Source organism: Pseudoalteromonas sp. S1612 (genome assembly GCF_005887175.1).
Lineage (GTDB): Bacteria > Pseudomonadota > Gammaproteobacteria > Enterobacterales > Alteromonadaceae > Pseudoalteromonas > Pseudoalteromonas undina.
In genome coordinates this window covers 162,297-185,057 of the sequence record NZ_PNDH01000032.1, presented here as the reverse complement: position 1 = coordinate 185,057, position 22,761 = coordinate 162,297, and the positions used below count along the sequence as shown (strand labels likewise).

Annotated in this window: 19 protein-coding genes; 11 read left to right on the top strand and 8 right to left on the bottom strand. The window is 39.8% G+C overall.

Annotated elements, in window-relative coordinates; genetic code table 11:
* Window positions 1-291: 291 nt before the first annotated feature.
* Window positions 292-3,441, top strand: a complete 3,150-nt coding sequence (locus CWB78_RS12625) for a TonB-dependent receptor (RefSeq protein WP_138595890.1) — start codon at window positions 292-294, stop codon at window positions 3,439-3,441.
* Between the two features lie 48 nt (window positions 3,442-3,489).
* Here the strand turns inward: CWB78_RS12625 and CWB78_RS12620 are convergent, their stop codons facing one another.
* On the bottom strand, window positions 3,490-3,921 hold the full coding sequence (locus CWB78_RS12620; RefSeq protein ID WP_138595888.1) for a MarR family winged helix-turn-helix transcriptional regulator: 432 nt from the start codon (window positions 3,919-3,921) through the stop codon (window positions 3,490-3,492).
* 152 nt (window positions 3,922-4,073) lie between these two features.
* On the opposite strand from CWB78_RS12620, the gene hmgA reads away from it, so the two are divergent.
* Window positions 4,074-5,375, top strand: coding sequence for a homogentisate 1,2-dioxygenase (hmgA, locus tag CWB78_RS12615; protein WP_138595886.1), 1,302 nt, complete (start codon window positions 4,074-4,076; stop codon window positions 5,373-5,375).
* Window positions 5,376-5,382: 7 nt separating this feature from the next.
* Complete coding sequence (maiA, locus tag CWB78_RS12610; protein ID WP_138595884.1) at window positions 5,383-6,012, top strand: maleylacetoacetate isomerase; 630 nt, start codon at window positions 5,383-5,385, stop codon at window positions 6,010-6,012.
* Here maiA and CWB78_RS12605 read toward each other — a convergent pair.
* The gene (locus CWB78_RS12605) at window positions 6,009-6,242 is read right to left on the bottom strand and encodes a TIGR02647 family protein (RefSeq protein ID WP_008464346.1); all 234 of its coding nucleotides are present in this window, start codon (window positions 6,240-6,242) and stop codon (window positions 6,009-6,011) included. The genes maiA and CWB78_RS12605 overlap by 4 nt on opposite strands.
* A gap of 104 nt (window positions 6,243-6,346) precedes the next feature.
* Here CWB78_RS12605 and CWB78_RS12600 point away from each other — a divergent pair, with 104 nt between their 5' ends.
* Both CWB78_RS12600 and CWB78_RS12595 read left to right on the top strand, forming a co-directional pair.
* Window positions 6,347-6,649 (top strand): DUF1496 domain-containing protein, encoded by a 303-nt coding sequence (locus CWB78_RS12600; RefSeq protein WP_054201254.1) that lies wholly within the window; start codon window positions 6,347-6,349, stop codon window positions 6,647-6,649.
* Window positions 6,650-6,746: 97 nt separating this feature from the next.
* Complete coding sequence (locus CWB78_RS12595) at window positions 6,747-7,058, top strand: VF530 family protein (protein ID WP_010389056.1); 312 nt, start codon at window positions 6,747-6,749, stop codon at window positions 7,056-7,058.
* A gap of 40 nt (window positions 7,059-7,098) precedes the next feature.
* Here the strand turns inward: CWB78_RS12595 and CWB78_RS12590 are convergent, their stop codons facing one another.
* Complete coding sequence (locus CWB78_RS12590; RefSeq protein ID WP_138595882.1) at window positions 7,099-8,727, bottom strand: diacylglycerol kinase family protein; 1,629 nt, start codon at window positions 8,725-8,727, stop codon at window positions 7,099-7,101.
* 321 nt (window positions 8,728-9,048) lie between these two features.
* Between CWB78_RS12590 and CWB78_RS12585 the strand changes: the two genes are divergently transcribed.
* From CWB78_RS12585 to CWB78_RS12560, 6 genes are all read left to right on the top strand, one after another.
* On the top strand, window positions 9,049-9,573 hold the full coding sequence (locus CWB78_RS12585) for a sigma-70 family RNA polymerase sigma factor (RefSeq protein WP_075170279.1): 525 nt from the start codon (window positions 9,049-9,051) through the stop codon (window positions 9,571-9,573).
* On the top strand, window positions 9,570-10,253 hold the full coding sequence (locus CWB78_RS12580) for an anti-sigma factor (protein WP_138595880.1): 684 nt from the start codon (window positions 9,570-9,572) through the stop codon (window positions 10,251-10,253). Before CWB78_RS12585 ends, CWB78_RS12580 begins: the two co-directional genes overlap by 4 nt.
* Before the next feature lie 136 nt (window positions 10,254-10,389).
* On the top strand, window positions 10,390-11,982 hold the full coding sequence (locus CWB78_RS12575) for a DUF4331 domain-containing protein (RefSeq protein ID WP_138595878.1): 1,593 nt from the start codon (window positions 10,390-10,392) through the stop codon (window positions 11,980-11,982).
* Window positions 11,983-11,993: 11 nt separating this feature from the next.
* A complete protein-coding gene (locus tag CWB78_RS12570) occupies window positions 11,994-12,503 on the top strand; it encodes a cadherin-like domain-containing protein (protein ID WP_138595876.1) in 510 nt (169 codons plus the stop codon).
* 46 nt (window positions 12,504-12,549) lie between these two features.
* Entirely contained in the window at window positions 12,550-13,575 is a 1,026-nt protein-coding gene (locus CWB78_RS12565; protein WP_138595874.1) for a tetratricopeptide repeat protein, read from the top strand.
* The gene (locus tag CWB78_RS12560; RefSeq protein ID WP_138595872.1) at window positions 13,572-14,672 is read left to right on the top strand and encodes a HupE/UreJ family protein; all 1,101 of its coding nucleotides are present in this window, start codon (window positions 13,572-13,574) and stop codon (window positions 14,670-14,672) included. Before CWB78_RS12565 ends, CWB78_RS12560 begins: the two co-directional genes overlap by 4 nt.
* 62 nt (window positions 14,673-14,734) lie before the next feature.
* Here CWB78_RS12560 and CWB78_RS12555 read toward each other — a convergent pair whose 3' ends face one another.
* From CWB78_RS12555 to paeA, 5 genes are all read right to left on the bottom strand, one after another.
* Entirely contained in the window at window positions 14,735-15,358 is a 624-nt protein-coding gene (locus CWB78_RS12555) for a TetR/AcrR family transcriptional regulator (RefSeq protein WP_010389073.1), read from the bottom strand.
* A 129-nt stretch (window positions 15,359-15,487) separates the two neighbouring features.
* On the bottom strand, window positions 15,488-16,897 hold the full coding sequence (locus CWB78_RS12550; protein ID WP_138595870.1) for an efflux transporter outer membrane subunit: 1,410 nt from the start codon (window positions 16,895-16,897) through the stop codon (window positions 15,488-15,490).
* Window positions 16,897-20,028 carry an efflux RND transporter permease subunit gene (locus CWB78_RS12545; RefSeq protein ID WP_138595868.1) on the bottom strand — a complete coding sequence of 1,044 codons (3,132 nt, stop codon included), beginning with the start codon at window positions 20,026-20,028 and terminating at the stop codon, window positions 16,897-16,899. Before CWB78_RS12545 ends, CWB78_RS12550 begins: the two co-directional genes overlap by 1 nt.
* Window positions 20,029-20,039: 11 nt before the next feature.
* The gene (locus tag CWB78_RS12540; RefSeq protein WP_138595866.1) at window positions 20,040-21,203 is read right to left on the bottom strand and encodes an efflux RND transporter periplasmic adaptor subunit; all 1,164 of its coding nucleotides are present in this window, start codon (window positions 21,201-21,203) and stop codon (window positions 20,040-20,042) included.
* Between the two features lie 218 nt (window positions 21,204-21,421).
* The gene (gene paeA, locus CWB78_RS12535) at window positions 21,422-22,711 is read right to left on the bottom strand and encodes a polyamine export protein PaeA (protein ID WP_138595864.1); all 1,290 of its coding nucleotides are present in this window, start codon (window positions 22,709-22,711) and stop codon (window positions 21,422-21,424) included.
* Window positions 22,712-22,761 lie beyond the last annotated feature (50 nt).

The window sequence follows — 22,761 nt, the reverse complement described above, 5'->3', positions numbered from 1 at the left end:
AAAGCCATTACATGCATGTAATGGCTTTTTTTATGGAAAAAATAACTTTTCATCTGTTTGTCATAAAAACTACTTACTATCTGCACGGTAAAATATTGAAACATAGATAAAATGCTAAATTTCAAAAATAAAGTGTTTTATAATAAAAAAATTACAGTTGTATTTTATTTGTAACAAACAAATAAGGTACACTATGTAAGTATTTTGGATTAAGTGTATTTTGCGGTCGCTTAGTCCAAAATTAAAATAAAAAAGCTATTAAAAGTTTATTTAACTACACGGGAAAATAAAATGAAAATTCAACTTCGCAAAACAGCTCTATCACTTGCTATAGCAGCATGTGTTGGTGTGAGTGGTGCTGCAATTGCAAACGAAACAACTTCTGCAATTAAAGGGCAGATTATGGGCCCTAACGGTAACCCTGCTGCCGGCACTAAAGTAACAATTTTACATGTGCCTTCTGGCTCTGTTAAAACAACGCAAGTAAATGACGCTGGTTACTTTACTGCTAAAGGTCTTCGTGTTGGCGGCCCTTACAAAGTAATCGTAGACTCAGACATCTACGCTGACCAAGAGTTCAATAATATTATTTTGAACATTGGTAGCGACTACCCTGTTAATACTTCACTTGAAAATATCTCAGATATTGAGCAAATTGTTGTTACAGGTCGCCCTATAAGCACTATGTCTGGTGGTACGGGTCCTGCTTCAACATTTACGTTAAGCGATCTTGAAAATCAACCAGCTATTAACCGTGATTTAAAAGATATTATTCGTATTGACCCTCGTGTTGCTATCGATGATAGCCGTGGTTCAATCAACTGTGGTGGTGGTAACCCACGCTTTAACAGCTTAACCCTTGATGGCGTTCGCATGAACGATAACTTTGGCTTAAGCTCAAACGGTTACCCTACAATTCGCGCTCCATTCTCTTTTGATTCAATCGAGCAAGTAGCAGTAGAATTAGCACCATTTGATGTTCAATATGGTGGTTTTACATCATGTAACATCAATGCAGTTACCAAATCTGGCGGCAACGACATTCACGGTGGTGTATTCTACGATTACACTAACGATTCAATGAAAGGCGATAAGATTGAAGGTAATGACGTTGATAACGGTGACTTCAGTGAAAAGCGTTATGGTTTCAACGTTGGCTTACCACTAATCAATGATACGCTTTTCTTATTCACCTCTTACGAAAAACTTGAAGGTGTTAAACAGTTTAACTATTCATCTTTAGTGTCTTCTGCAGAAATTGATGAAATTAGACAGATTACACGTGATGTTTACGGTTACGAAGCCGGTGCTACACCAGCAAGCTCACCAGTAGAAGATGAAAAAATCTTAGTAAAATTAGATTGGAACATCAACGATGATCACCGTGCTAACCTAATTTATAACTACAATGATGGCTTTACTTTATCGCAATCTGATGCTGATGGTGATGAGCTTGCATTTGACAGCCACTTTTATGAGCAAGGTGCTGAGTTTACTTCAATTGTTGCATCACTTTACTCTGATTGGAATGATGATTTCTCAACTGAAGTTCGCTTAGGTAAATCAGAGCTTGACGCTCGTGTTGAATCTTTAGACGCGGCAAGCAGCTTTGGTGAGTTCCAAATCAATACTAAAGCTGCCACTGTTTACGTAGGTCCTGATGACTCTCGTCAATCAAATGATTTAAACTACGACACCACAACAGCTAAGTTCTCAGGTACTTACTACCTTGATCAACACACGATTACTGCTGGTTTTGAGTATGAAAAGTTAGAAGTATTTAACCAATTCGTACAGCATACTGAGGGTGAGTGGCGTTTTGCATCTATCGATGATTACAAGGAAGGTATAGCAAGTGCTGTGTATTACAATAATGCAGCAGGCACAAATGATCCAACAGATGCAGCTGCTAACTTCGCTTACTCACAAAATACATTCTATGTACAAGATGAATACAGCTTTTCAGATATCGATGCATCATTAACATTTGGTCTTCGTTATGATAGTTATTCAAGCGATGACAAACCAGCATTAAACCAAAACTATACTGATCGCTACGGTTTTAGTAACCAGTCAACGTTTGACGGTATTGATTTAATTCAACCACGTGTAGGTTTTGAGTGGTATGCAACCGATGCACTAGAAGTGCGTGCAGGTGTTGGCTTGTTCTCAGGCGGTAACCCAAATGTATGGTTGTCTAACTCATATTCAAATGATGGCATCACAAATATCGGAGCTAGAATTGGCGATATCAGTAACTCTTACGTAGTAGGTACTGGTGACGATGCTAAAACATTTGTAGATTTATTTGATACACCGAATGTAAACGGTGGTACGCCAGGTTATGACGTTCCACAAGATATGTTTGATAAAGTAGCGAATACTGAAATTGGTTCAGGTGATGCTACAACAAATGCAGTAGATCCTAACTTTGAAATTCCATCAGAATGGAAATATTCGATTGGTGCAACCTACACTACTGAAAACGATTATGTAATTGCTCTAGATTACCTTTACACTGATAAGCGCGATGCAGCTACATTACGAGATATCGCACTTCGCCCTACTGGTGAAGTAAGTTTTGACGGTCGTCCATTGTATGAATCAATTGAAGGTCGTGATGGCGAGCTATTATTGACTAATGTTAACGGTGATAGCGGTTCATCATCAATTATTTCTGCAGCAGTAAGCAAAGCATTCGATAACGGCGTAAGTATGCAGTTCTCTTACGCTTACACTGATGCTGATGATGTAAACCCAATGACTAGTTCTGTAGCCAGCTCAAACTACGGTAACCTAGCAACATCAAACCCGGGTAACCCTGGCGTGGCATCTTCTGATTACGAAATCCCACATCGCTTTACATTAAACCTAGGTTATAAGCACGAGTTCTTTGATGGTTATAACACTCGCTTCAACCTATTTGGTGAAGCATACAAAGGTTTACCTTATAGCTTCACATTTAACGGAAGCGATAGTGCATTTGGTGACGCAAACTCTAATCGCTCGCGTCAATTGCTATATGTACCGCTTGAGAACGATCCTAATGTGATCTACGACATGAGTGCTGATGAAATCAACGAGTTTAACGACTTTATCGCATCTGAAGGTCTTAAGCGTGGTGAAATCGCAGGTCGTAACCAACAGAACTCTGATTGGTTCGTTAAATTTAACTTTAAAATTACTCAAGAGTTACCAGGCTTTATGGACGGCCATAAAGGTGAAGCATTCTTCGTAATCGATAACTTAACTAATATGTTAAACGATGACTGGGGTGTATTAAGAAAAGGCTCATTCGTAGGTAATAGAATGCTTAAAGTTAAAACGAATGATCAAGGTCAATACGTTTACTCAGACTTCAGTGCACGTAGTGCTGAGCAATCTGTTCAACGCGATGCCTCTTTATGGGAAATGCGTGTAGGTGTTCGTTACACGTTCTAATTTGATTAATTAAATTAGTCTATTTAAAAGCCCACTTTGTGGGCTTTTTTATGCCTGTAATTTATTTTTTAATTTTTCAAAAATAGCGATTAACTGGCTTTGTTCATCATCCGACAAGCTGCTTAATAATGCACGCTCCCACTGCAATGCCTGTGGCGTTATTTTTTCATACAAAGCCATGCCCTTATCAGTTAACATTAAAAATGCAGCGCGCTTATCATACTTATTTAACTCACTATAAATAAGCCCTTCATCTATTAGCGTTTTTACTGCCCTTGATACTGTCGACTTATCCATATCTGCTTGAATACATAACTGTTTTGCTGTGCTTTGGCCTGATTGCGCTAAATTAGCCATTATTCGCCACTGAGGAATAGTTAAATCAAACTCTTTTTTATAAATACTCGAAAAATCATTACTTACCTGTGTTGCTAAGTGTGTTAATTGATAGGGTAAAAATGTCGTTAAATCTATTTTCATATTGAATCACTTATTTATTTACATACGACTTTTATCTGTTCACTTTTATTTACAACGGTCATAAGCAGTGTATTTGATATTAGTCTCACTTGAGAGTATCTTAGCGTAAATAACAAAAACATAACACTCCCCCACTTTCACAGGAGTCTGTAATGGCGACACGATTAAACTACATGACCGGCTTTGGCAATGAATTTGAAACCGAAGCGCTGCCTGGTGCATTACCGATTGGGCAATTCAGTCCGCAAAAAGTAAAATATGATTTATACGCGGAGCAATTCAGTACCACTGCATTTACCGCTCCGCGCTCTGATAACCGCCGCACTTGGATGTATCGTATTCGCCCATCGGTTGTGCAAGGCGATTATACAGCCATAGACAATGGCTTAATTAGAACCGCTCCCATTACCGAAGTACCGACTCCACCAACCATGCTCCGCTGGGATCCAATTGATGTACCAACAAAACCTACAGATTTTGTAGACGGGCTTATCACCATGGCCGCTAATGGTAACGCTAATGGTCAAGCGGGTATTGGCATTCATGTTTATGTCGCCAATAAATCAATGGACAAGCGCTTTTTTTATAACGCCGATGGCGAAATGTTATTTGTACCGCAGCAAGGTGAACTACTACTTAAAACAGAACTTGGGCATTTAACTATTAAAGCAGGAGAAATTGCCGTTATTCCGCGTGGTATTAAATTTCAAGTAATGTTAGTAACCGACACTGCGCGTGGCTATATTTGTGAAAACTATGGTCATGCTTATGTCCTTGCTGAGCGCGGCCCTGTGGGTGCCAACGGTTATGCGAATGATCGTGACTTTCACTATCCAGTAGCGGCTTTTGAAGATATTGAGGGTGATTTTGAACTGATTGCTAAATTTAATGGCAATATGTTTCGTTGTGATATTGGTCATTCTCCTCTGGATGTTGTTGCTTGGACAGGCAATAGTGCGCCTTATAAATACGACTTAGCTCGCTTTAATGTCATGAATACCGTTAGCTTTGATCACCCCGACCCTTCAATCTTTACCGTACTCACTTCACCATCGGGTACTGAGGGCGTTGCGAATATCGATTTTGCTATTTTCCCACCGCGTTGGATGGTGGCTGAAAACACCTTCCGCCCGCCTTACTATCACCGTAATATTATGAGTGAGTTTATGGGCTTAATAGAAGGGGTATATGATGCAAAAGAGCATGGCTTTGTGCCAGGTGGCATGAGCTTACACAACTGTATGTCGCCGCATGGTCCTGAAGCAGACGTATTTGAAAAAGCATCAAACGCCGATTTAGAGCCACAACGCTACGATAATACGTTGGCGTTTATGTTTGAGTCACGTTATGTAATATCGCCGACTAAATACGCATTAGAAGGTAAAGAGCGCCAAGCTAATTACACTGATTGCTGGCGTACAATCAAAAAACACTTTAATGGCAATCAAGGATAATCAGATTATGAAGCTTTATACTTATTTTCGCTCATCTGCAGCGTATCGTGTGCGAATCGCATTAAATCTAAAAAATATTGAGCATCAATTGGTACCTGTTAACTTATTAAAATCAGAACAGCAAAGCACAGATTACTTACAAAAAAACCTACAAGGACTGTTACCGGCTTTAGAAACAGAAGACGGCGTATTAGGTCAATCTCTAGCAATTTTAGAGTACCTTGAAGAGCAATACCCTGAAACACCATTACTGCAAGGTAATGCTTGGCAAAAAGCACACATTCGCAATTTAAGTTATGCAATTGCCTGTGATATCCATCCTATTGATAATTTGCGAGTGCTTAAATATTTAAGTAGTGAACTTAATGTTGATGATGAAGCAAAAAATAAGTGGTACCGACACTGGGTTGAAGTTGGTTTTGAAAAAATAGAACAAATGCTCGATAGCAAAAATACATTTTGCGCAGGCGACTCGCCAAGCTTAGCTGATGTATGTTTAGTGCCACAGGTATTTAATGCCATTCGCTTTAAAGTAGATATGGCTGCCTACCCTAAAATAGCAGCCGTTTATCAGCGTTGTAATGAGTTGGACGCCTTTATTGATGCAGCCCCAGAAAATCAACCCGACGCAAACTAACTTTTTAACGCACTGTGTATTACAGTGACGTGCTCAATTAAGTCTAAGCCCAGATCAGTTAAATAACCGCCATCTGGGCTATCAATAACGCCTTTATCAAACAAACGTTGTGCTGCGCTCAGTAAAGCGGGTTCAGCATCTGAATGGAGTTTAATCCCCTGCATTTTGCTTTCGCGTGGGAATTTGGCAAGTAGTGTAAATTCGTCAATCATCGTTTGATTAAATAGCATATATGTTCACCTTTTTATTGTTCTGTGTTTTACTGAAGTTGTCTTACTTACCCTAGCATGTTTTTTTGCTAAGTGTAGTTATTTTAAACACCTTGAGGTTATTCATGCGTTATTATTTTACTTTTATTATTGCTGTTTTATGCTTGTGTTTTTCAGCTTTAAGCTACGCTAACACAATACAAACGCTTCCTATTGTTGATGCTACCCAGCTTATAAACACTAATACTGAGTGCTGGTATGATAATAAACGCTATAGCGAAGGTGCCATACTGCAAGTTCATTCTGTTACGCTTATTTGTGCTGCTAAATACCCCCAACATAACAACAGTCAGTTAATTTGGCTAAAGCTCGATAAACAAGGTAACCTTATTTATCCAAAGAAGCCCTCTACTATTACTGTAAATTAATCAAGATTAACAATCTGGGATTTGTCAGCCATCTCTAAACTATTAAGATGCGGTGGGATACGCTACAATACATGCAGTTTAAAAAAGCAGTGTGACTATGAATAATCAACCAAAAAACCCGCTTCATGGGGTAACTTTAGAGCAAATTCTTGTTGAACTAGAACAACGTTTAGGCTTCAAAGCAATGGGCGAGCAAGTAAATATCAAATGTTTTACAGATTCGCCAAGTATAAAATCAAGCTTAAAATTTTTACGTAAAACGCCTTGGGCAAGAGATAAAGTAGAAGCGCTTTATATCCATACCATTAATAACAAGCCGTTACGTAAACCTAGAAATAAACCGACTAAGCAGTCAGAATCCTCACAACCTGATACATCAGGTTTTGTATGGCCTTCTATTAAAAAATAAAAGGCTCAAAAAATAGCAATGGCGTAATACATACGCCTTTCTAATCAGGTGTTTGCTCTTGGCATATTACATTTAACGACGCAGGGTTAATGCTCACCACCACTTTATCTGCAGATTTAACCTCGCCATCAATCACGTAATTTAGCGTTTCATCTGCGCTTATTTCTACACGTTTTGCATTGGTATAATGCGAGTTAATAGCAAGATGCGTTTGCGTAATACTGCTAAACATCAGCTCAGCAATACTTAATACCGTGGTTTCATTATCTTTGTTTGGCGTTAACCAATTTACATCCAATAACCCATCGCGGTGATCGGGTTGCCCGCCCCCTTGTGCTAATAACGTAGTAAATGGCGCAGCATTTGCCACAATAAAACTATTTGTATTAATAGTCTCAGGCTCATTATCATCTAATTTAACTATCAGCTGTTGCGCTTTATTTTCGCCAAATGAGTGTAAAAAACCATTTAAATAAGCAAGTTGACCTGATTTATTTTTAGACTCTCGATCCGCTTTTTCAATCATTGCATGCTCAAAGCCAATACCAATTAATAACAGCATCAGCTCATCATTACAATACGCGGTATCAATAAGGTTAGCTTGACCATCAATAATTAAATCACATGCTTGCTCAACAGGAATAAATTTAGATTTTATCCCCATTAATACATGAGCGAGTGCATTTGCTGTGCCCAGTGGTATTATTCCTAATCGACAAGAAGTACCTACCAACACACTGGCAACCTCAGTTACAGTTCCATCGCCACCACAAGCAATAATAATATCGGGGTGGCTTTCTATAGCCTGTTTAGCCAATGTAATGCCATTTTGTTCTGGCGTAGTTTTTAAAATGGTTAAATCGTAATACGCAGATAAACGCGCAACAATTAAATGCTCTTTTTCAGACCACAACTTAGTGCCTGAAACCGGATTAGCAATTAAGTACGCTTTGTTTTTTATCAGTAGCTCCCCCTTACGGTGGCGCTTAACTAAATGGCGTAATTGGCGTTTGTTAAGGTTCGCAGTTTCACGTGTTTCTTTTATTTGTGCAAGAATATTATGCACATCCGCATCTTTATTTTGACTCAATAAATACGCTGCCATAACAAACACCGAGCGTCCACGCCCTAATGCACAATGCACCACAACACGACGGTCTTTTTTAATATGATGATGGATCCAGTTAATGGCTTGGTTTAACTGTGAGTGTGTAGGCACACTGTGATCAAGAACAGGAATATTCAAATAATCGATATTTTCTTGGGTAGATGTCCATTCAAGGCCATCAAATTCACAGGTAACGTCCAAAATAGCGGTAATGCCATTTTCTTTCAATGTGTCTATATCTGAGGGGAACAAACGACATGCTAAAAATAGGTTATCATTTATTTGCTGAATAGGCGGTACTTTGTCACGCTTACGTGACCACGCATTATAAATTTGCGCACCTAATAAAAAAGGCACAAAGGCCCAGCGAATGTAAAAAGGGATAACGCCATTTTCGCGTTTTCTAAATACTTTCCCTGCGTTGAAAAAATAAGCGCCGCTGACTAATAGTAGCGAAAGTGCGGTCCAAAAAAACGCAACTGCAAAGTAAATGGAGTTAACGGTTAATCCCAATACTATAAATACCAATGCTGTTACAAGATAACTTACTGCAGCCCACATAATTTTTCCTTTTTATTGGTGTTACACTTTTAAATGATCATCATATCCAGCAATCATTATGCCATTAGTAAACTTAGGTAGTAACTTAGCTAGCTACCTGCTCTGCATCGGTAGTTCTAAGTTAAATCAACATAAGAAAGATTAACATGGTATGCAGTTTTTACATCTCATCGAATAAATTATTCACAGTATGATAAAAGCATACTATGCTCTTTGATTGCTATCTATATAAAAAATATTGATAAATTTTAATTTTCAACTTTTTGCATCTAAATATCGTGTTTACTCGTTCTAATACTAATAATAAAAAATAGGATAATTATGGAAAATAACGAATTACTTTCTTTGCTGTGTGCAACGGCACAAGGAGACAAACATGCTTTTTCACGTTTATATCAGAAAACGAGCGGCAAACTCTTTGCAATTAGTTTTAATATGTTGTCTAACAGAGCTCATGCTGAAGAAGCACTACAAGATGCGTTTATTAAAGTTTGGCATAATGCGTCTGAGTATAACGCCTCCAAAGGAACTGTAATAAGCTGGATGATTAGTATTATTCGCTACAGAAGCCTTGATCTACTCAGGTATTATAAAGTCCGTAAGGAAGAACCCTTAGCTGAGGATCAACAAGATACTCACATCGTTGATGTCAATTATGATGAAAACACTAAATTAGTCGACTGTATCGAACAACTAGAACCACAACAAAAGCATGCTATCCACCTTGCCTACTACAAAGGGTTAAGCCATAGAGAACTCGTGAATCATATTGACACACCATTAGGAACAGTTAAGAGCTGGATTCGCAGAGGTTTAGTACAGTTACAAAGGTGTTTAACAATATGAACTATAACAAACCAGAATTACTTAACTCGCTTGCTGCAGAGTATGTACTTGGCACATTAACCGGCTTGGCGCGTAAACGTTTTCAGCGACTCATGCTAGTTTCAAATAAAGCGAGAGAAGCGACCAATATATGGGAGCAAAACCTTAATAACCTAGCGAGTGCTATTAGCCCACAAACACCATCAGATGCCACATGGCATGAGATAATGCGGCGTATCGAACATAAACCACAATTAGAAAAATCACAGCTAATAATAAAACCTTCTATTTGGCGTGCATGGTCATTTTTAGCGACCGCCGCATGTATTATTTTAGCTGTTTTAGTTACTCAAGCTACTACCAACAGTAAGCAGACACAACAAATAGCTTTAGTAAAAAATCAAACTGAGCAACCGTTGTGGTTTATAAATGTAAGTAACCATGAGCTCTCTATTAAAGCGAGTAACCAACTAATAGCGCGAACAGATAGAGACTACGAACTGTGGATGATACTTAAAGGGCAAGATACCCCTGTCTCCCTTGGTTTATTACCCAAAAATGGCGATAAAACTATTCTCAAAAGTAAACTATTTAAAGCAACCGACATAACATTATTAGCGGTTAGTTTAGAACCCGTTGGCGGTTCACCGAATGGTTTACCTACTAAGGTACTATACACCACAGAATTAGTACTTTTATAAACTGATGCTGGTCGCTTTAATTCAAGCGATCAGCATAAAAAGTAACAAAAAATAAATACTTTTAACTTTTTTGCATCCACTTAACTATCCTGTCCGTTATTAGCTATGACTTCAAACAAAACTAAAGGACAAAGTCATGAAAGCTTTTACTCCATCAATACTTGCAGTAATGGTATGCAGTACATTTATAAGTGCACCAAGTGAAGCATCTAGCCATAGAGAAGCACCAAATATAAGCCGCTTCCCAACTTTAGACTCTACCGATTTTTATATATTTAATAGTTATGAGCAAGGCCGAGGCGATTACGTAACCCTCATCGCAAACTACATTCCCTTACAAGATGCTTATGGTGGCCCAAATTACTTTGCAATGGACCCTGATGCTACTTATAGCATCCACCTTGACAATAATGGAGACGCTATAGAAGATATTACATTTGCGTTTAACTTTGAAAGTATGCTGCCAAATGATAATCAAGGGGTACAACTGACTGTAGGACCAGAGGGTAATCAGCGGACCGTTTCAGTACCTCTTAAAAATGTTGGCGGCATCTCTGCAGGTAATGACGCTGCTGTAAACTTTAGCGAGTCCTACAGTATGACCATGATCAGCGGACCACAACGAACTGGCACTACCACAACCCTAAATAATACCACTACAAACTCTAGCTCGTTCTCTAAACCACTTGATTATGTAGGTAATAAAACCTTTGGATCGATGACAGAATATCAAGCCTATGCTGATCAGTTTGTCTATCAAGTTGCCATACCCGACTGTGAAGGCATGGCGAGAGTTTTTGTCGGTCAACGTAAAGACCCATTTGTAGTTAACTTAGGTAAAACTTTTGATTTAGTTAATTATGTTCCAGTTGAAGGTGACAGCTCGCCAGGGGCAGCCGATGGTGGAGGTTTCCCAGGCGGTATAACCCAATCAGCCGATAATGATGATCTCGCAGACAAAAATGTTACGTCAATAGCTATTGAAGTACCAAAAGCCTGCATTGTAGGCGAAGGTAATCAAGTCATTGGTTCGTGGACAACAGCTAGTTTACCTCAAGCTCGCGTGCTTAACCCTAATGCAAAATTTGCAAATAATGCGGTTAATGGAGGGGCATTGACTCAGGTTTCTCGATTAGGTAACCCGCTAGTCAATGAGCTTGTAATTGGCATTAAAGATAAAGATACATTCTCAACATCTCACCCTAAAGACGATGGACAATTTTTAGATTATGTATCACACCCCTCTTTACCCGAGCTTCTGAATATCTTATTTAAAGATGCGGTTAATACAACACTAGGTGCTAGCCTAGAGACTCTTGCGCCCACTAATTTTCCACGCACAGATTTAATTACTGCATTTTTGACAGGCTTTGCAGGGGTAAACCAACAAGCAACGGTAACACCTTCAGAAATGCTGCGTCTAAATACCGCTATTGCAGCGACTGCGCAGGCCGACCAATCAGCATTTGGCGTTGCAGGTGACGACTTAGCTGGTTTCCCGAATGGACGACGCCCTGGTGATGATGTTGTAGATATTGCGCTACGAGTTGTAATGGGGCGTTTGTGCCACCCTATCCCCGTTGCAGGTACAGATACTGATTTAGGGCTGTGTACTCCAGAAGATGCAAACGTAGGCACTGTGCCATTTACTGATGGCGCACCTGTTAATGCATCAATGATGAATGCCACATTCCCTTACCTTGCAACGCCGCTTGCAGGCTCTAAATAAGGAGTGAACTAATGCATAATCTAAATTTACGTCATGTCTGTATACTATCTGTAAGCCTGATTATGGCAGCATGCAGTAACGATGACGACAAAAATAAATCACCAACTATAACCAACTCTGCGCCCTCAGCAAGTGATGTAATACTCACCACTCAAACAGAGGTCAGTATCTCTGATATGCTCAGAGCCACTGATATAGATGGCGACACATTAAGTTACTCACTATCAAGTGAGCCTACGTTAGGTGTTGTTGAAGTAAATAGCGATGGTAGTTTTACTTACACCCCTAATAAAGAGACAACAGGTACAGACAGCTTTACGTTTGGCGTAAGCGATGGCATAAGTTCACAAGTAAACGCCACTGTGAGCATCACTATTGAAGCGTTGCAAGTTGAATTTGCACAGTTTGCCACGGATGCTTTAAATCAACAGCCTACGGCTGAGCCATTGTCTGTGAATGGTAGAGTATTTACCAATACAGATACTGATGTTGGTGATCTGATTTCAGCAAACGGAAATTAATCAATCAACTGACTAGCCAAGGAAGGCTAACTTTTAGGAGAAAATAATGCACTTACCTTTATATTTGCCATTCACTTTTATCGCTGTCTTTTTAATGCCGCTCACTCTACAAGGCGCACCTTTTGTACCAAAGGATGATGCAGTTATTGCAACTAGTAACACTAAATTAAAAGCATCTCTTTCTGTTGAAGAGATAAAGAACTTACTCGACAACAGTCAATTCTCAGGCCAATCTGAGCGGTTACAAGGGGCCCTTAAAACACATTTAGTAAAGCTATATCAGGAAAACCCCACTTCAGAAGTAAGCTATCTGTATGCACGTATATTACAAAAAGAACATTTATTCGAGCAAGCCATAAATATTGCAAAAGAGGCAATAGATGACGATCCTAACCATGTTAATAGCCATTTACTACTAGCAAATATTTTTATGACGCAAGGGCGTTTTGAAGCAGCAACAAAACACTGTATATCTTTAATTGGTTTAGTAAGTACCCTCACTGCAAGTACCTGTGTGCTTGATATACAAAGCCAACAGAAAAATGTTCAACAAAGCTATCAATCGCTATTAAAAATAGTTGATAACAAAGAAACAAATCTTGCAACCAAACATGTGTTAAGTGAAATGAGTTACCGAATGGGTCACTATAAAAAAGCACTCTCTCATATTAATCATATAAAATTATCGAACATGCCTGTGAGCCTTGTTGTTTTATGGGCTGATATTCAGCTTAGACTTAATAACTCTGAGCATATTATTAACAGCCTAAGCACATTGGTTGACGATAATACTAATTTAGAGGATGCGCTGTTGCTTAGGCTAGCTATTGCAGAAAAAGATCTAAAAACACACGGGCAAAAATGGCAAAAAATGATGGCTGAAAGAGTCTCTTTACGCGAAATTCGCCAAGATACTTTCCACGCCAGTGAACTAGCTAAATATTACATTAATATTCAGCCAAACCCCGACAAAGCATTGTACTGGGCAAACATTAATTGGCAACAAGCAAAGATGAGTATGGATCAGCAGTTACTTAAAGATGCACAAGCAATGCTACGAGGTAAGCTATGAGATCAACTTATCTATGTTTTTTCGCTTTATGTTTGTTCGCTTTTACAAACAATGGCTTTGCACACCAGTTAAGTACCAGTTATATCGTGTTAAATAACAATATAGATAAAACGCAATATATTGGTCACTGGCAAATCAGTATCGCTGACTTAGAACATGCAGTAGCACTTGATTTAAACAACGATGGGCAAATTACATGGGCCGAAATAAAAGCAAAACGTAGCTCACTTACTCAATTTGTTGAACAAAACATAAGTTTTACCCAAGACTTAAAAGCCTGCCTTTTAAATAATGAAGGCCCGTTTAAGCTCGATACTCACTTTAATCAACCTTATTTGCAAATTCCTATTCGCTTTTATTGCGATAATAAGACTACAACCTTACTTACATACTCAGCTTTTTTTAACCGCGATGCTAGCCATAAATCTATCGTTAACATCAACGGTGTGTCGCGTGTATTTGACTATCATAACCAAAAACAAGCATTTAATTTTGAACAAACAAGCTACCTAGAAACCTTTAATCAATATGTTTACCAAGGCGTGTTACATATTTGGATTGGTATAGACCATATTTTATTTTTAATTGTATTGTTACTTACTTGCGTGTTGGTAAGACGAGATAAAACATGGCAAAGAAGTAGCTCTAAAATAAAAATCATAAAACACACTGCATGGATAGTCACCGCGTTCACACTGGCACACTCTATTACGCTTACAGCCACAGCTATGAACCTTGTCTCCCCAAATAGTCGCTGGGTAGAATTAGGAATTGCAGTGTCAGTATTGTTTGCAGCACTTAATAATGTTTGGCCCGTCGTAATACGTTTAGGCTGGCTTACTTTTGGTTTTGGGTTACTTCATGGGATGGGATTTGCAAGTGTCCTCGGTGAACTAGGCTTGTCAGAAGACTACCAGCTGCTAAGTATTATTGCTTTTAACCTCGGTGTTGAATTGGGTCAACTGAGTATTTTGTGTATCAGTTTACCAATACTTATTTACCTAAGAAACTATAATTGGTATCAAAAGTGGTTAATGCCTTCAGGTTCAATCTTGATTGCTCTAATCGCTCTGCAATGGTCAATAGAGCGTTATTAATGAATAACATTTAGGCTAACCCACAAAAAGGTTAGCCTAATTTTCCTCTGCTCATTCTTATTCTAATTTTTATCAAATGGCATAAGTAATGTTTTCATTGCTGGACGCAGTGCGATAAGCACGGTTTCTTCTGTTAACTCAGGAAACAGCATTTTTCGTAATAACAATCCTGCCATCACTGAAAAAATCACATTAATACGGCTCTCTAATTCTTGCTCTGAGTGTGATTTTATTAAACTGCTTTCACTGACTAATAAATCCCGCATTCTGTTACGTGCTTGCGTGTCAGCCTCGCGTAGTAGTAAAGCAACTTTTTTGTTTCTACTCGCCTCTGCCATCATATCTAGGTCAATAACGCAGGCCCCAGTGTCCATATGACGCTGTACGCCATGATGTAGACCATCAAGTAACACAGTTAAAATATCACCAGGTTGATCTTCAAACTCTTGAAATATGGAGAACATTTCTTCCATATCTTTTTCAATAATACTTTCGATTATTGCTTCTTTACTATCAAAATAGTTATAAATATGGCCTGCGCTCATACCTGCTGTTCTTGCTATTTCAGCCATACCTGCGCCATGATAACCTTTGCGATGAAAGCAATCAGCAGCCGCTGTTAATACCTGTTCACGACGCGCTTGTGCTTGCACCGGATCAAGGTGTTTTTTATTTTTAGAATTCATTCGAAACTCCATTATCGAGTCACTAGACTCGAAACGTCTAACGTTTACCCTTGATAATAAAGAGGTAAACGTTAAACGGTATCACTTTACTACAGATAAACCAGCCATAACTCACCGGTTTAATGCATGCTAATTACTTTGATCGGTAATTACTTCCCACCCACCACCAACGGCTTTGTACAAATTAATTTGACTTGCAAGCAAAGCTTGTTGACCGGTGATCAGTTGTTGCTTTGCGCTATACCAAGTTCGCTGAGCGTCGAGCACTTGTAAAAAGCTATCGACCCCTTTATCGTATCGCGCCTGTGACAAGTCATAGGTTATTTTTCGGCTTTGTAGTAGCTGTTCAAGTGCGCTTAATTGGGCATTGTAACCCTCTCTATCAGCAAGCACGTCAGCAACTTCACGAAACGCTTGCTGAATTTTTTGCTGATACGTTGCTACAGCAACTTGTTGCTCTGCATTAGCGACATCTAAATTAGCTTGGTTACGTCCCATATTAAAAATAGGCAAATTTACCGACGGCATAAAGCTCCACGTACCTGATCCTGCATCAAATAAATTACTTAAATCACGTGATGCTGTTCCTGCATTGGCTGTTAAACTAATACTTGGGTAAAACGCTGCCCGCGCAATCCCTATATTGGCATTTGCAGCAAATAATTGGTGCTCGGCCGCTTTTATATCAGGACGCTGTGTTAGTAAATCAGACGGAAGGCCGACAGGAACAGCGGGTAAATCAAGTAATGAGTTCAACTCTTTAGTCGGTAGTAAGTCCTGCCCAACCGGATTACCTACTAATAAATCAAGCGCATTTTTATCACGTTTTAATAAACGCTTATACTTTGCAATATCAACCTTTGCAGTAGCTACGGTACTTTTTAATTGCTCTAGGGTAATTTCAGAGGCAGCACCTAAATCAACACTTTTCTGCGTTAATGATAAAGAAGCTTGCTGCGATGACAACGTCTCTTGAGCTAAAGCAAGTAATTGCTGATCGGTCGCATAATTAAGCCACGCATTTGCCAGCTCAGAAATTAACGATACCTGCATGCTATATTCACTAAGCTGCGTAGAGTAAAGCGTTTGTAATGCTTGCTCTGATTGATTACGCACTTTGCCCCATAAATCTAACTCATAAGCGGTCATGCCCACAGTTGCACTGTATTGGGAGCTAATTTGAGGCTGACTGCTGGCTGATAAATCAGCTGGCAAGCGCTGACGACTGCCTGATGCATTGAAATCAAGCGAAGGATATAGCGCTGAATCTTCGATCTGATATAAACCACGCACTCGTTGCACATTAAGTGCTGCTATTTGCAGGTCTTTATTGTGCTCGAGGCTTAATGATATCAGTGCTTTGAGCTTTTCATCATTAAAAAACTGCTGCCATTTTAGTGACGAAACTTGTCCTTTGCCTGCCTCTGATGCATACGCATCAGGGACAGGTAAATTAAGTGTTTCTTGCTGAGGAGCTAACTGACATCCAGATAAAATGGCTAAAGTTAAAGCACTAAAACTAATTGTTCTTACACTCATTAAACTCCCTCCTGCGAGGTGGTTTTAGCTTTACCTGAAAACAGTCTACGTACTAAAACAAAAAACAACGGTACAAAAATTACCACCAGTGATGAAGCAGCAAGTGTTCCGCCTATAATTGAAATACCTAAGGCGTTTTGAGCACCAGAGCCTGCACTCGAGGCTATTGCAAGCGGTAAAACACCACAGATAAATGCCATTGAGGTCATTAAAATAGGACGTAAACGAAGTCGTACAGCTGCAATGGCTGAATCTACCAAACTTAAGCCTTCATCCATTTTATGGGTAGCAAATTCAACAATTAATATCGCATTTTTAGAGGCAAGCCCTATGGTGGTTAATAAGCCAACTTGAAGGTAAATATCATTTGATAAGTTACCTAAAAAAGCAGCCATAACAGCCCCCAATATACCCAGAGGTACAATCATCATTACTGCAAATGGGATAGACCAACTTTCATAAAGTGCTGCTAAACACAAAAATACAAATAATAGTGAAAGACCATAAAGAAGCGGCGCTTGGCCACCACTTGAACGTTCTTGGAATGAAATACCAGTCCATTCAGAGGAAATCCCATTAGGTAACTGCTTAACTAAGCGCTCCATTTCATCCATAGCCTCACCTGTACTGTAACCAGGCGCAGCACTACCTTGAATTTCCATAGCTGAAAAGCCGTTATAGCGCTCTAAACGAGGCGAGCCATATGACCAATATGAACTAGCAAACGCTGAGAATGGCACCATGTCGCCGCTTTTATTTCGCACATACCACTTATTTAGATCTTCAGGCACCATGCGCGCATCGGCCTTACTTTGCAGATATACCTTTTTAACACGGCCACGGTCGATAAAATCGTTCACATAACTACTACCCCAAGCAGTAGAAAGCGTACTGTTAATATCACCTTGTGATACACCAAGGGCCTCTGCTTTTGCAAGATCAATATCCAGTTGTAATTCAGGCATATCTTCTTGCCCGTTTGGACGAACACCTGCCAGTATTGGACTTTGACTAGCCATACCCAATAACTGATTACGCGCCTTTAATAGCTCGTCATGACCTAAACCAACCCGATCTTGTAAAAACATATTAAAGCCGTTGGCAGTGCCAAGTTCAATAATTGCCGGAGGTGGGAATGCAAACACAAGCGCCTCTTTTATCGTTGAAAAATAGCCCATGCCTTTTCCTGCAACCGCTCCCACTGATAAGTCGTCACGTTGGCGCTCATCCCAGTGCTTTAAGCTCACAAAACCAATGGCTGAGTTTTGCCCTGAGCCTGCAAAACTAAAACCAGTAACTGTGAAGATTGAAGCAACGGCTTCAGATTGTTCTTCTAAATAGTGGTTTTCTACTTTTTTAACCACTTCAAGCGTTTGCTCTGTTGTAGAACCTGCTGGCAGCATTACTTGGCTAAACAAAATACCTTGGTCTTCGTCCGGTAAAAACGCAGTAGGTAAGCTTGAAAAAATAGTGACCATACCACCGACAATCAAAACATAACTAAGCAAATAACGTTTAGAGTGCTTGATCATTCGCCCAACAAAGCCTTGTGCACCTCTATTGGTTTTATCAAAACCACGGTTAAAGCCTGAGAAAAAACGACCTATAAAGCTACCATCAGTATGCACATGACTCGGTTTTAATAACGTAGCACACAGTGCAGGTGTTAAAATAAGCGCCACTAATACCGATAACCCCATTGCTGTTACCAGCGTTATAGAGAACTGACGGTAAATAACCCCTGTAGAGCCACTGAAAAATGCCATAGGGATAAATACCGCCGACAGCACCATGGCAATACCCACAAGCGCGCCCTTAATTTCATCCATAGACTTTCGAGTTGCTTCGACTGCAGAGAGTTTTTCTTCAGTCATTAAACGTTCTACGTTTTCAACTACCACTATCGCATCATCTACCAGCAAACCTATGGCCAATACCATCGCAAACATAGTGAGCGTATTAATTGAATACCCAAAGGTAAATAGAACGCCAAACGTACCTAGCAGTACCACAGGAACGGCTATAGTAGGGATAATAGTTGCTCTAAAGTTTTGTAAAAATAAGTACATAACAACAAACACTAGTACTACGGCTTCTATTAAAGTATGTACTACTTTTTCAATTGAAAGTGCAACAAAGGGAGTCGTGTCATAAGGCACAACCGCTTCAAGCCCTTGTGGGAAGAAAGGCTTAAGCTCTTCAAGTGCATCCTTTACTCCTTGTGCGGTATCAAGTGCATTAGCGCCACTGGCTAACTTTACACCGAGTCCCGATGCTGGTTTACCATTAAAACGAGCAACTACACCGTAGCTTTCACCGCCTAGTTCAACTTCGGCAACATCTTGTAAGCGAACAACCGAACCATCGCTGTTAGTTTTTACTAAAATATCTCTGAACTGCTCTGGTTTTTGTAATCGACTTTGCGCAGTGACAGTCGCATTAAGCTGCTGTCCAGCAAGTGACGGCATACCACCTAGCTGACCTGCTGACACCTGTGCATTTTGTGCTTTAATTGCTGCTGATACATCACTAGGGGTTAGCTTATAGTTTTGTAATTTAGCCGGATCGAGCCAAATACGCATTGCATATTGAGAGCCAAACAGCTCCACTTCACCTACACCGTCTACACGCGACACAATGTCTTGCACATTCGACGATACATAGTCTCCAATATCAATATTAGTCATACTGCCATCTTGCGACACAAAACCAACAACCAGTAAAAAGCTTGATGATGATTTGGCCACTACCACACCTTGGCGCTGTACTTCTTCAGGCAATAATGGCGTAGCGGTCGCTAACTTATTTTGCACTTGTACTTGGGCAATGTCTGGATCGGTCTCGGCATCAAATGTTAGCGTCAGTGTTGCTGATCCGCTCGACTGTGAGGTTGATGACATATATAACAAGCCATCTAAGCCTTTCATTTTTTGCTCAATAACCTGAGTCACCGAGTCTTCTAAAGTACGTGCAGATGCACCAGGATAGTTAGCTGTAATGGTAACCGCTGGCGGCGCAATAGACGGATATTGAGCAACGGGTAGGCTTTTAACGGCAATAATACCCGCAAGCATAACAACAATTGCCAATACCCAAGCAAAAATAGGCCTATCGATAAAAAATCGTGACATAAAACTCTCCGTTATTGGCTGTTATTTGCAGAAGACTGTGCAGCGGTTGCCGTAACTGGTGCACCTGGGCGAATCTTTTGTAGCCCTTCCACAATCAATTGGTCGCCATCGGCTAAGCCTTCGCTCACCAACCAATTTGCGCCTAAAGTACGCTCTACTTTTAATACACGGCTTTCAACGGTGTTGTTTTTGCTAACAACCATAGCTGTAGGTTCACCTTTGGTATTACGGCTCACACCACGTTGAGGAGCTAATATTGCGTCTGACTTAACACCTTCAACCACCTCAGCACGCACATACATACCTGGTAGTAATAGCTTTTCAGGGTTTGGAAATTTAGCACGTAAAGTCACTGACCCAGTACTTGGATCAACCGTCACTTCAGAGAACTGTAATGTACCTTTATGAGGATATACTGAGCCATCTTCCATTATTAGTTCTACATCGGTTTGTGTTGTAGAGTCGACACCTAAAGCACCTGATGCCAGCGCTCTTTTGAGTTTAGTTAACTCATTACTTGATTGGGTTAAATCTACATAGATAGGATCAAGCTGTGTAACTGTTGCCAGCGCGCTTGTTTGACCTGCGCTAACTAATGCACCTACAGTAACGCTTGATTTACTAATTTGGCCGCTAATTGGCGAAGAAACATGGCTATAATCAAGGTTGATTTGCGCGCTTTTTAATTGCGCTTGTGCCGTTAATAATTCTGCAGAGGCTTGCTTAGAAGCTGCATCGGCTTCGTCAAAATCTTGCTGGCTTACAGCTTTAATTGCTAATAATTCTTTATAGCGCGACGCTTTAGATTTACTACTGGCTATACTGGCTTCTGCGCGAGCAACCGCCGCTCTGCTGGCTGCTAATTCGGCTTCAAAAATATCGGGATTAATTTGGTAAAGTGCTTGGCCTTTCTCAACCTGAGTCCCCTCTTCAAATAAGCGTGATTGCACAATTCCACTTACCTGAGGACGAATTTCAGCAATTTGAAACGCACTTACACGACCAGGTAATTCTTTTTTAAGTGTAATTGCTTGGCTGTTTAATGTGACAACACCAACGGTTGTTGCTGCAGGAGCAGAAGCCTTAGGTTGCTCAGCTACCTGATCACATCCACTTAAAGCAACAGAACCAACGAGGGCTGAAAATACAAAAAAAGCGATGCGGGAACGCTGCATGGTAAATACCTTTTAGTTTAGAATGAACGATCATTCTAAACTATAGTACAACAATTAAAAATAGCTAATGGGCAACATTTACACATTTTTACAATTGATTATAGTTGTCACAAAATTAACTCAAACAATAGTTAAACTATATCAGTGACCTCCATAAAAAAGGCAGCCAATGCAAATACATTGACTGCCGTTAATCAATTATTTAATTTTAGCGACTATTACTCGCTCTCAGGGTTCACCCTAGAGACGAGTAACTGCTCAATACGAATGCCTTCTACATCCACCACTTCAAATTTAAAACCTGAAAATACAATAAATTCTGCACGTTTAGGAATATGCTTCATGGTGTAAATTAAATACCCGGCGACCGTTTCATAATGGTTTTGATCAGGGAACTCATCTATTTCCAGTACTTTGGCTAATTCAACAATAGGCGTTAAACCATCGACCAACCAAGAGTTAGCATCACGCTCAATGATTAGCTCCTCACTTTGATGCGTGATTAAATCACCCATAAAGCCTTTCATTAAATCTTTAACTGTGACGATTCCAACCACTAGCGCATATTCATTGACCACCACAGCAAAAGGGTGAACCGCTGTTTTAAACGCATTTAGCGATTCAGATAAGCTCAGTGTTTCTGGTAAGTAAAAAATATCTTTATCTAGCATATCCGCATTAATGTTTGCCGCCTCACCTTTAAGCACTTGGCGTAAAATATCTTTTGACTCAACCGAGCCAATTAACTTATCAAGGTTGCCTTTACACACTAAAAAGTGATTATGTGGATGCTCTATAATTTTATTGGCTATATCTTCACTCGACTCATCAATATCAAAGTAAACTATTTGCTCTCGTGGCGACATCACGCTTGATAAAAAGCGCGCTTCTAAATCAAATACATTACCAATTAAGTCATATTCCTGCTGTTGAAGGCTGCCATACTCAGCACCAGCATCCATCATGGCAACAATATCTTCAGTAGTAACAATATCCTCACGCTCACTGGGTACTTTAAACACCCGCAATACGATGTTGGTTAAGCCGTTAAAAAATAATACCAATGGTGTTAGCGCGAAAGTCACCCATCGCATAATTGTAACTACACGCACAGCAACAGCTTCAGGTAAAATCATTGCTAATCGCTTTGGGAGCAAATCAGCAAATAATATAAATAATGAGGTAATAATTAAAAACGACAGTAAAAAACTAATTTGACCAAGTAACGGCCCCTGATAAAATAATTGCAGTATTTCTTGCACGTAAGGCGATAATGCCTGCTCACCAACAATCCCACCTAATATGGCAATCGCATTGAGCGTAATTTGGATCATGGCAAAAAAAGCACCGGGCTGCTCTTGCAGCTTTAAAACCGCCAGCGCTTGCACATTTCCTTCGTCGGCCATAACTCTTAACTTTATTTTGCGTGAAGCGGCAATCGAAATTTCTGACATCGCAAATAACGCACTCATCAAGATTAATAATGCAATCCCGATTAAATCACCCATTTATAACTCCAAAATAATCGCTTTTATTAGCAAAAGCAGCTGGATTATAG